The sequence below is a fragment of the Actinoplanes sp. ATCC 53533 genome (assembly GCF_003947245.1).
On record NZ_QHHV01000247.1, the window covers coordinates 1 to 8,874 of the forward strand.

The 8,874-nt window shown below is 68.2% G+C and carries 9 protein-coding genes; 6 read left to right on the top strand and 3 right to left on the bottom strand.

What is annotated here, in order from left to right:
- Nucleotides 1-230: transposase (locus DMB66_RS51515; protein WP_199753136.1), on the bottom strand; the 230-nt coding region annotated here is incomplete at its 3' end.
- Nucleotides 231-625: 395 nt separating this feature from the next.
- On the opposite strand from DMB66_RS51515, the gene DMB66_RS51520 reads away from it, so the two are divergent.
- Nucleotides 626-2,254: a methyl-accepting chemotaxis protein gene (locus tag DMB66_RS51520; protein WP_158647634.1), complete on the top strand. Its 1,629-nt coding sequence runs from the start codon at nt 626-628 to the stop codon at nt 2,252-2,254.
- 306 nt (nt 2,255-2,560) lie between these two features.
- On the opposite strand, the gene DMB66_RS51525 is transcribed toward DMB66_RS51520, so the two are convergent.
- On the bottom strand, nt 2,561-3,769 hold the full coding sequence (locus DMB66_RS51525) for a cytochrome P450 (protein ID WP_199753137.1): 1,209 nt from the start codon (nt 3,767-3,769) through the stop codon (nt 2,561-2,563).
- A gap of 168 nt (nt 3,770-3,937) precedes the next feature.
- Between DMB66_RS51525 and DMB66_RS51530 the strand changes: the two genes are divergently transcribed.
- The 3 genes from DMB66_RS51530 (at nt 3,938) to DMB66_RS51540 (ending at nt 6,375) form a co-directional block, all read left to right on the top strand.
- A complete protein-coding gene (locus DMB66_RS51530) occupies nt 3,938-4,567 on the top strand; it encodes a TetR/AcrR family transcriptional regulator (RefSeq protein WP_125811414.1) in 630 nt (209 codons plus the stop codon).
- A gap of 309 nt (nt 4,568-4,876) precedes the next feature.
- A complete protein-coding gene (locus DMB66_RS51535; protein ID WP_125811415.1) occupies nt 4,877-5,089 on the top strand; it encodes a ferredoxin in 213 nt (70 codons plus the stop codon).
- Between the two features lie 80 nt (nt 5,090-5,169).
- Complete coding sequence (locus DMB66_RS51540; RefSeq protein WP_125811416.1) at nt 5,170-6,375, top strand: cytochrome P450; 1,206 nt, start codon at nt 5,170-5,172, stop codon at nt 6,373-6,375.
- Between the two features lie 174 nt (nt 6,376-6,549).
- Here DMB66_RS51540 and DMB66_RS61880 read toward each other — a convergent pair whose 3' ends face one another.
- The gene (locus DMB66_RS61880; protein ID WP_158647635.1) at nt 6,550-6,825 is read right to left on the bottom strand and encodes a ribosome-inactivating family protein; all 276 of its coding nucleotides are present in this window, start codon (nt 6,823-6,825) and stop codon (nt 6,550-6,552) included.
- A gap of 37 nt (nt 6,826-6,862) precedes the next feature.
- Here DMB66_RS61880 and DMB66_RS61885 point away from each other — a divergent pair, with 37 nt between their 5' ends.
- Both DMB66_RS61885 and DMB66_RS51550 read left to right on the top strand, forming a co-directional pair.
- Nucleotides 6,863-7,312 (top strand): PaaX family transcriptional regulator C-terminal domain-containing protein, encoded by a 450-nt coding sequence (locus DMB66_RS61885; RefSeq protein WP_158647636.1) that lies wholly within the window; start codon nt 6,863-6,865, stop codon nt 7,310-7,312.
- A gap of 68 nt (nt 7,313-7,380) precedes the next feature.
- Nucleotides 7,381-8,874: carboxylesterase/lipase family protein (locus tag DMB66_RS51550; protein WP_255441479.1), on the top strand; the 1,494-nt coding region annotated here is incomplete at its 3' end.

Consider the following 8,874-nt stretch of genomic DNA (forward strand, 5'->3'; position numbering starts at 1 on the left):
ACGTCGATCGTGCCAACGCGGGTGTCCAGGTCACGATGGCGGTAGCCGTTACGGGAGTTGACCCGCTCCGGTGAACTCACGCCGTACTCGGCGCCGCAGACCGCGTCCGCGTCGGCCGACAACAGCGAGTTGATCACCGTGGACAGCAGGTGCCGCATCAGGTCCGGCGACGCGTCGCCGAGAGCTTGGTCCAACAGCCCGGCAGGGTTGATGATGTGAGGTGCGGTCATCGCGATAGAGCCCTTTCGAGAGTGCTGTGAGAGGTTCACTCGAAAGATCACGCGATGACCGCGCTCTTCGTTCAGCCCGCAGACGGGCCGCCCGACGATCACGCCGATCGCGTTACACCACTATCAGGGACGCCACTGAATCTCTCTTAATCCTTCACTCACCTGGTCGGCGGCTCCCGGCCGAGCGTTGAGGGCCGTTGATGTGCCCGTCGCGTGACGACATCCGAGCGCGGCCACTGTCGGGGTTCCCCTGTTGCCACGGCAATCCCAGCACCCTTACCAGCTCGGACACCATCCGGTCGGCGATCTTGTCGATTTGTATGCAACGTGCTGTGAGTGCTGGAACGCTGAGGGTGTTCGTGGGCCCGCTTGGCGTGCGAGCTTCAGGAGACAGGATGGTCGGGATGCTCGATACCTTGCGGAGAATCCGGATCAGCACTCGCATGGCCGCAGCGATGACGGTGCTGCTGGCCCTGCTAGGCGGAATCGTCTTTATCGGCCTGTCTGCGATCTCTGATCAGCGGACGGCCACGCAGGTGGTCAGCGACTACCAGCGGACGACGCGCCTGGCGATGCAGGTCAAGTTCCGGTCCGCGGACTTCAACGGCTGGCAGACCGCCTACGCCTTCGACGTCGCCCGCGGAATTCCCGACGCGGCCACCGACGCCAGCGCGAGCCGGGCCAGCTTCCTTGCCTCCGCCCAGGCCTTCCGGGCCGAGACGGCCGCGCTGGGCCGCGGCCGGCTCACCGATGCGCAGCAGCTGAAGCTCAAGGACGCGACGACTCAGTTCGACCGATTCATGACGCTCGACCAGCAGATCGCCGATGACTACCGCCGCAGAGAGCCGGCAAGGATCACCGCGGCGCACGAAATCGTCGCCGGTGAGGAGATCGCGATCTTCAACCAGATCGCCGCGGGCATCGACGAAATCGTGACGTCCGTCGACGCCTCTGCCGTCGACGCTGTGGCGCAGGCGTCGGAGGGATCCCGCCACTCAACCATCGTGATCATCTCCGCCGGGGTTGCCGCCGTCCTGCTGGGCGCCCTTCTCGCCCTGCTCCTGATCCAATCGATCATCCGGCCGCTGTTCGCCCTCAACCAGCGGCTTGCTGAAATCGCCGACGGCGACGGCGATCTGACCCAGCGGATCACCGACCACGGCCGCGACGAGGTGGCGACGGCGTGCTCGGGCTTCAATCGCTTCGCCGATCGGATGCAGAAGCTGGTCGCCGACGTCGGTGCCAGCGCCCGTCAAGTCGCCAGCGGGGCCGACCAGCTCACGACGGTCAGCACCCAGCTCGCCACGGGTGCCGAGGAGACCAGCACGCAGGCAGGCGTGGTCAGCGCCAGCGCCGAGGAAGTCTCCGCCATCGTCGCGACGATGGCGGCCTCGGCCGAAGAGATGAGCGCATCCATCTCCGAGATCGCCCGCAGCACAAGCCAGGCGACCCACATCGCCGAGCGAGGTGTCCACGCCTCCGAGGAGGCGAACGCGACGATCTCCCGGCTAGGCTCGTCCTCCGACGAGGTCCAGTCCGTCGTCAAGCTCATCAATGCGATCGCCCAGCAGACCAACCTGCTGGCCCTCAACGCGACGATCGAGGCAGCGCGTGCCGGCGACGCGGGAAAGGGCTTCGCCGTGGTTGCCGGCGAGGTCAAGGACCTGGCTCAACAGACAGCCACCGCGACCGAGTCGATCGCCCAGCAGATTCAGGCGATCCGCGCCAGCAGCGACGAGGCCGCGCAGGCCATCAGCAAGATCGGCACCGTGGTGACGGAGATCAACAATACTCAGCTCGCCATCGCGTCGGCGATCGAGGAGCAGACCGCGACAACCAGCGAGATGAGCCGCAACGTCGGCGAGACCGCGGTCGGAGCCGCCGAGATCGCCTCGAACATCAGCGGTGTGGCACAGACGGCCAACCAGACGAGCGCAGCAGCCAACAGCACCAGCATGACGGCGGCCGACCTCAACCGCGCCTCCAACGACCTTCGGGAACTGGTGGCGTCATTCCGCTATTGAACCGCGCCGGTGATGTTCTTCGGAAAGATTGTCCTGCAGCCTCTCCTCGAGCTGTTCGATCCGTGGGTGTCTTCCGGTGTGGTGTATCCGGTTTCGTTGCGGATCTCAGCGAGGTGGTGCCGTACGACTTCGATGGACAGCGCGCCCCTGAGGGGCACGTACGTCGAGCATTGGGTCGAGCCTGATCGCGGATCTCGCGGGCGACGGCGTCGGCCGGGCTGGCGCCGGACCCGGCCCGGCCCGGCCAGGCCAGGCCAGGCCAGGCCAGGATGGCGACCCGGCCAACGAATCGAAGGTCTGGCATGGCTAGTCCCAGGTGACGGGTAGTTCGTGGACGCCGTAGATACTCATGTCGTTACGGAACCGGATCTGTTCGATCGGCACGGCGAGCCGCAGGTTGGGCAGGCGGCGCAGAAGTGTAGGCAGCGCGATCTCCAGTTCGGCCCGGGCGAGGGTCTGCCCGAGGCACTGGTGGACGCCGTGTCCGAAAGCCACGTGCCCGCGCGGGTTGTGGTCGATGTCAAGGATGTCGGGGTCGGCGAGGAAGGCCGGGTCGCGGTTGGCGGCAGGCAGGTTCATGATCAGCACCTCGCCGGCGTGGACGAGGGTGCCGCCGATCTCGATGTCCTCCTTGGCCACCCGGACGACGAGGCTGTGCACGATGGTCAGGTACCGCAGCAGTTCCTCGACCGCGCCCGAAACCACCTTGGGGTCGTCGGTGTCGCGGACGCGGGCCAGGGTGCCGGGGTTCTCCAGCAGGGCCAGGGTGCCGAGACCGATCATGTTGGCCGTGGTCTCGTGGCCGGCGTTGAGCAGGATGAAGCTGTTCATCGCGATGGTCTCGCGGGTCAGCTCCCCGGTCCGGAGGTGGTCCTGGATGAGGCGGCTGATCAGGGCGTCGTCCGGCTCGGCTTCCTTACGGGCCACCAGCTGGTACAGATAGCCGAAGATCTTCCCGTTTGCCTCCTGCTTGTCCTGGTCGGTGGCGGTGCGGCTCATCAGGACGCCGGTGATGTCCTGGAAGAACTGGTGGTCGGCGTACGGCACACCGAGCAACAGAGAGATCACCCGGGACGGGACGGGCAGCGCGTAGGCCTGGATCAGGTCCACGGTGCCGCCATCGGCGACCATCCTGTCGATGAACTCGTTCGCCATCTTCTCGATCTCCGGGCGCAGTGCGTTGACCCGCCTGACCGTGAAGTCCTTGGTCAGCATCCGCCGCAATATCGCGTGCTCCGGATCATCCATCCGGGGAAATACCTTGGGCATGGCGCCGCCATGGTGCTCGGCGCTGCCCTGATGTACAGAGACCTCCGCGCTGATCCGCGGGTCGGTCATGGCGAGTTTGACGTCCTCGAAGCGGCTCACGGCCCACACCGTTTCGCCGCTCCAGTTCACTTGGCGCAGGCCGCCTACCTCGCGCCACTGCTCGTACTCGGGCGCCGGATCGAACGGGCGGTATGCGTCACGGTCGCCGGGAAAGATCGGCAGCTCAGCGTCAGGGGTGGCGGTCATCGAAATCCTCCTCCTGGGACGATTCGGCGATGGGCGCGGCAACCCACAAGGCGCCGGTCGCGACAAGTGGGATCTCTAGCACCCGCAGCATCTTGCATTGGACTGCAAAATCACGCTACGGCAGGTTAGCACAACTTGCACCCAACTGCATGTTAATGTCCTGCCCTGATGACTACCGATCCCGAGCGCCGGCTGCGCGCAGACGCGACCCGCAACGCCGAGCGCATCCTGCGCGCCGCACGCGCTGTCTTCGCCGACCTCGGCCCGGATGCTCCGCTCAATGAGATCGCCCGCCGCGCCGACGTGCGCATCAGGACACTTTTCAACCACTTCCCCAGTAAGGCGGACTTGGTCCGGGCCGCGCTCGACCAGAGCATCGCGGAAGACCTCACGCCCGCCGTTGAACGGGCACTTGCTGACAGCGACTCGCTACATGGTCTGGCCTGCCTGATCGAAGCCGCCATGGGCCTGGCGGCACGCGAGCTGAACACGCTGGCCGCCGCACGCGACGCCGGCGCCCTGACCGCAGAGGTCTACGCACCGTTCTACGAATCCCTGACCACACTCGCCCAACGGGCGCAGGAAGCCGGCCTTCTGCGCGCCGACCTCGTCCCCGACGACCTGCCCAGGATCATGGCCATGCTGACAAGCACGCTATGGACCATGAATCCCAGAACCGACGGCTGGCGCCGCTACCTGGCACTCATGTTCCAAGGACTGACCCCGGCCGCAGCGAAATCGCTACCTTCGCCGGTCACACTGTTGAAGCATGAGCACACGGGAGACTGGACACTTTGACCTGGCCGCCACCGAGACGTCGCCACCGTGTTTGATCTGCACGTGCAGGCCCTACCGAGAGTGTGGCCTGTCGGGTGGCCGAAGTCATCGAGCTCATTCGATGAAATTCGCGCACGAAGGGCCCGCGCGCAAGTGTCACCAAGATGTCACTAGTGCTACGATTCCTGCCACCAGCAAGTGACAGTCGACTGCCAATTGTCGCACGGCCAGCTTCCGCAAGCACCGCCGGCCGCGGGCGAACCCCGGCACCCGCAGGCGCCATTCGCGCCGCGTCTCGGCGGCGCCGATGCAACGTGTGGAGGAGTACCGATGAGGGTGACAGTCGATGTTGGCAAGTGCGTCGCCGCGGGACAGTGCGTGGTGATCGCGCCCGAGGTCTTCGACCAGCGCGAGGAGGACGGCGTGGTGGTTCTGCTGACCGAGACCCCCACGCCCGCGCTGCACGAGGCCGCCCGTGAGGCGGCACTGGTCTGCCTGGCCGCGGCGATCGCCCTGTCCGAGAACCGCACGGCACCGGCCTGACCGGCGTCCTCGCCGGCGCCGTCACGGTGCGACGCCTCGCTGTGCCGTTGGGCGGCAACAACTGTAACGGAGGAAGGCAAATGACCATCACCCCCGATTCCGCGCCGCAGCTTCCGTTCGACCGGCCCAATGCGCTCGACATCGCGCCCTTGTACGCGGTGTTACGGCGAGAAGCGCCGCTCACCCGTGTGGTGACGCCAGCCGGTGACCCCGCGTGGCTGGTGACCTCGTACGCCGAGGCAAGGCAGATCTTCGGCGACGCACGGTTCGGCCGGTCGCACCCCGAGCCTGCCGTCGCGTCCCGGGTTTCACAGTCGGCGCTGGCCGGCGGGCCCGAGGTGAATCACGAATCGGAGCGGCGCGAACACGAGCGAATGCGCAGGCTGCTGACGCCAGCGTTCTCCGCCCCTCGGATGCGCCGGTTGACCGAGCGGATCCAGGAACTGGTCGGCGCCTGCCTGGACGACATGCAGGCCGCCCCCGAAAGCCCGGTCGACCTGCACGACCTGCTGGCGTTTCCGCTGCCGGCCCTGGTGATCTGCGACCTGCTCGGAGTGCCGCACGCCGACCGCGTCTACTTCCGCGGGCTGTCGGAGCGGATCGGCGCGATGTACGACGGCGCGGACGCCCGTGCGGCTCTGGGCGAATTCACCGCGTACACCCATCGCCTCGCCATCGCGAAGCGGGAGAGCCCAGGCCCAGACGTGATCTCCGACCTGGTCGCCGCGCAGCGCGACGACCCCACCTTCACCGATCGTGACCTCGCGCTGCTCGCGGCGGCCCTGCTGTTCGCCGGGCACGAGACCACCGCCGCGAGGATCGACTTCGGGGTGCTTTGGCTGCTGGCCGACCCGCACAGGCGAGATCGGTTTGCCGAAGACCCGGAAGGCCAGGTGAACACGACAGTGGAGGAAATCCTCCGGGCATCCGCGACGTCCGGTACCGGTGTGCTGCGCTACGCCCACGAGGAGGTGGAGATCGGCGGGGTCAGGGTGCCCCGCGGTGACCTGGTACTGGTCAACAACGACGCGGCCAACCGCGACGCCGCGGTGTTCCCCGACCCTGACGAGTTCCGGCCCGACCGACGGCCCAACGTCCACCTCGCGTTCGGCCACGGCATGCACGCCTGCATCGGCGCCAACCTCGCCCGTACGGAACTCCGCCTTGTCTTTCCTGCCCTGTTTCGCCGCTTTCCCGGCCTGCGCCTGGCCGGCGACCCCGGCGAAATCACGCTCCGGTCCGGTCAGGCCACAGGCCGCATCGAAAGGCTCCCGGTTCGCTGGTGAGCCTGCGGTTCGGCAGGGACATCGTCATCGTCACCGGGGCGCCAACCCACCGCATAGGATCCATGGTCCAAAGTGCACTGATCAGCATGACCATGATCCGTGGCAGGTCGTCGGCGACTAGGTCGGACCGGATCTGTCTCGACGGGATCCGGCCACTCACCACGGTTGTCGGCGCTACCCGGAGACGATCACGAGGGCGATGCCGAGAATGATCGTCAAAGCCGACACCGTCGCGGCCTCGAAGTCGACTCCCGGCGTTGCCGGGTCGTCGACCTGGAAGTTGACCTGCGTGCCGTTGTCGAGTGCGTCGAACAATTGCTTCGAGGCCTCGGACCAACTGTTCATCAGCTCCGCTTCGGCCGCGGTGACCGTGTGCGCGCCACCGTTGTTGGAGTTGAAGGCCGGGGCGAAGGCACTCTGGATCGGGTCGAACCGCGCCCCCTCGGACACTGCCCTGCCGTTCAACGGCAGCTACACGGAACACCTGGTGCGTACCCGGCTGCGCTGGTCCGGTTTTGGCACCCTTCGGCCCGGGGTCTGGATCAGCACGCACACCGACCGCGCACAGGATGCCGAGATCGTCCTGCGCGAAGCCGGGGTGTTCGAGGATTGCCAGATCTTCCGCTCCGAATACCTCACCGGCGGCGACCCGAGCGTCATCGTGCGGCAGGCCTGGGACCTGGACGACGTCGAGCAGGAGTACGAAGCTTTCCTGTCCGGATTCACCCGTCAGCCCTCCAACGATCCGCTCGTGCGGTCGACCAGACTCGTCCACGCCTGGCGCCGCTTGGCGCTGCTCGACCCCGCACTTCCCATGGAGTTGCTGCCTGCGAGGTGGATCGGCGCACGCGCCACGAAGCTGTTCCGCCGCCAGCGCGCGAATTGGCTGCCGACCGCGGCCCAGGAGTGGGAACGGATCAGCAGCCAAGCCCGCTGATCACGGGCAAGCCGGAAGCGGAAGTCATTCGACGTTTGTGTTGACCGCCGCAACATCATCGTCATACGGTGGCGACATCGGGTGATCACTGGCGAAGTAGGGAGCCGCAGTTGCACGAGTCGGCTGATCCACCCGTCGCGACAGCAGCCGGGAGGGTGCGAGGCCGGTGGGAGAACGGCGTTCGCGTCTTCCGGGGCATCCCCTTCGCGCAGCCCCCGACCGGTCCGCTGCGGTTCGCCGCGCCGTGCCCGCCCGAGGCGTGGCCGGGCGTGCGGGAGGCATTCACCTTCGGGCCGCCGCCGCCGCAGGAGCCGTGGGGCCCCGCACCAGCGCCGGGAGACCGACCGGCCGGCGACGACTGGCTGACGGTCAACGTGTGGACCCCGGCGCCGGATCCGGCGGCCCGCCGCCCGGTCCTGGTCTGGATCTACGGCGGCGCCTACAAGGTGGGCTCGGCCGACGACCCCGGCTACGACGGCGGCCGGCTGGCCCGCGACGGTGACCTGGTGGTGGTCACCTTCAACCATCGGGTCGGCATCGAGGGCTTCGCCCTGATCGACGGCGCGCCGGCCAACCGCGGCCTGCTGGACCAGGTCGCCGCGCTCGAATGGGTCCGGGACAACATCGCCGCGTTCGGCGGGGACCCGGACCGGGTGACGGTCTGCGGCGAGTCCGCCGGCGCCGGCTCGATCGCCGCGCTGCTGGCCATGCCCCGCGCGGCCGGCCTGTTCCGGCGCGCCATCACCCAGAGCGTGCCCGGCACCTACTTCTCCGCCGAACTGGCCGCCGACATCGCCGGCGTCCTGGCCGCCGAGCTCGGGCTCCGCCCGACCGTCGCGGACCTGGCGCGGGTCGACCCGCGCACGCTGCCCGAGGCGGGCGCCACGCTGTCGGCCAAGATGACGCAGTACGGGGATCGCTGGGGTCCGGTGGCCTTCACCCCCACCCCGTTCTCTCCCGTGGTGGACGGCGACGTCCTGCCCGTCGTCCCGTGGGCGGCGCTCGCCGCCGGGTCCGCCCGCGACATCGAGCTGATCGCCGGGCACACCCGCGACGAGTACCGGCTCTTCCTCGCCATGGCCGGACTGCTCGGCCCGATCCCCGAGGAGCAGGCGGCGGCCACCCTGCGACTGTTCGGGCCGGGCCCGGATCCGGCGGCCGCTTACCGGGTGGCATACCCGGGCGCCCCGGCGGAGCGCCTGTTCGAGCTGGTGCAGTCCGACTGGCTGTTCCGCATGCCGTCACTGCGTCTCGCGCAGGCCCACATCCAGGGCGGCGGCCGGGCCCACGTCTACGAACTCACCCTCACCGCCCCCGGCAACGGCGGAGCGCTCGGCGCGTGTCACGGCCTGGACGTTCCGCTGACCTTCGGCGTCTACACCGGATTCGGCGCGACATTGATCGGCCCGGAGGCGACACCGGAGGTGGAGGCGGCCTCCGCCGCCCTGCGCGCCGCCTGGTCGCGGTTCGCCGCCACCGGCGACCCCGGCTGGCCCGCCTACGACGCGGAACAGCGTTTGACGTGGCTCCTCGACGCCCAGCCCAGCACCGCCCCATACCCG

What these genes read in the sequence shown, in the direction of transcription:
- DMB66_RS51540 (WP_125811416.1), top strand. Translation starts at nt 5,170, where the DNA reads ATGACCATCACCCCCGATTCCGCGCCGCAGCTTCCGTTCGACCGGCCC.
- DMB66_RS51525 (WP_199753137.1), bottom strand. Translation starts at nt 3,769, where the DNA reads ATGACCGCCACCCCTGACGCTGAGCTGCCGATCTTTCCCGGCGACCGT.
- DMB66_RS51530 (WP_125811414.1), top strand. Translation starts at nt 3,938, where the DNA reads ATGACTACCGATCCCGAGCGCCGGCTGCGCGCAGACGCGACCCGCAAC.
- DMB66_RS51520 (WP_158647634.1), top strand. Translation starts at nt 626, where the DNA reads ATGGTCGGGATGCTCGATACCTTGCGGAGAATCCGGATCAGCACTCGC.
- DMB66_RS51535 (WP_125811415.1), top strand. Translation starts at nt 4,877, where the DNA reads ATGAGGGTGACAGTCGATGTTGGCAAGTGCGTCGCCGCGGGACAGTGC.